Source organism: Dietzia sp. KRD202, from assembly GCF_017168155.1.
GTDB classification, from domain to species: domain Bacteria; phylum Actinomycetota; class Actinomycetes; order Mycobacteriales; family Mycobacteriaceae; genus Dietzia; species Dietzia kunjamensis.
The window spans coordinates 1-573 of sequence record NZ_JABFAN010000149.1; the positions used below are offsets into that span (position 1 = coordinate 1).

Consider the following 573-nt stretch of genomic DNA (forward strand, 5'->3'; position numbering starts at 1 on the left):
ACTGCAGCTCGGCCAATCGGTTGCCCATGCACCGATGGACGCCGAACCCGAAAGCGATGTGGTTGCGGGCGTTGGGCCGGTCGATGATCAACTCGTCCGGCCGCTCGAACACGGACTCGTCCCGGTTGCCCGAGGCGTACCACATGACCACCTTGTCACCCTTACGGATGAACTGACCGTTCAAGATGGTGTCAGCTTTGGCGATCCGCCGCATGTAGGCAAGAGGGGTCTGCCACCGGATAATCTCGGAGACCATGTTGGGGATCAGGCCGGGGTCGGACTTGAGCTTCTCGAACTGGTCCGGGAACCGGTTCAGCGCCAGAACGCCGCCGCTCATCGAGTTGCGGGTCGTGTCGTTGCCCCCGACGATCAACAGGATCAGGTTGCCGGCGAACTCCATCGGACGGTCGATCAGGTCCTTGGTGGCCTCGTCGCTCTGCAACATGGTGATCAGGTCGAAACCCGGCTCTTCTCCCTCCGCCAGGCGGGCGGCCTTGTCATGCCACAGTGCGCTGAGTCCACGCGCCATGTCGACCATGCCCTTGAACAGCTCGTCGTTGTCGGAGGGCCCTC

At 62.8% G+C, this 573-nt stretch carries 1 protein-coding gene; it reads right to left on the reverse strand.

Annotation, left to right across the window (positions count from 1 at the left end):
- A partial coding sequence (locus tag J1M64_RS20835) for a cytochrome P450 (RefSeq protein ID WP_206475269.1) occupies positions 1–573 on the reverse strand: 573 nt, incomplete at both ends.